The organism is Rhizobium sp. 01T444, from assembly GCF_056398305.1.
Genome location: NZ_JBFTPD010000287.1, coordinates 1 through 597, shown reverse-complemented (window position 1 = coordinate 597; position 597 = coordinate 1). Strand labels below are relative to the sequence as shown.

The following is a 597-nucleotide window of genomic DNA, read 5'->3' as shown; positions in this document are numbered from 1 at the left end:
ATGCTGCACCGCTCGACGACGCCAGACTCGTTTCTGATGCTCTCAAGATTGCTTCCTGCATTTCTTCATGATCGTATCGCACTGCGTTTTTGCCCATGACAACATTATTGAGTCACGCTTCATCTTTGGCAAGTATACTGACCTGCGATCGAGCCACGTTCCCCGCGTTAACCCTCGGTCAGCGCGCGCCACCCGTGCGGTAACTCGGCCTTTAGCAGCACCTGCGAGACTCTTGTGACATGAACAGCACCACCGACTCTTCGCCCCCTCTCTCGTGGAGCGACACACTTCTGACCGGCTACGCGCCGATGGACCACGAGCACCGCGAGTTCGTCGCGACGGTGTGCGCATTGCAGACCTGCCCCGACGAGCACTTCGCCGCACACCTCGATGAATTCCACGTCCACGCGCAGTCCCATTTCGCGGGCGAGGACCGCTGGATGGCCGACTCCGAGTACCCCAAGGGCGATTGCCACGTCGCCGAACATCGCGCGGTGATGCAGTCGGTTGAAGAAGTGCGCGAACTGATCGCCGCCAACGCGCCGGGCGCCATCGCGGTCGGCCGCAGGCTTGCCGATGAGCTGGCCAACTGGTTTC

1 protein-coding gene is annotated in these 597 nt (G+C 61.1%); it reads left to right on the top strand.

All coding sequences use genetic code 11. The features are described 5' to 3' along the window. Positions 1-239: 239 nt before the first annotated feature. The coding region (locus AC1DTN_RS38490) for a hemerythrin domain-containing protein (protein WP_477925458.1) at positions 240-597 on the top strand (358 nt) is incomplete at its 3' end.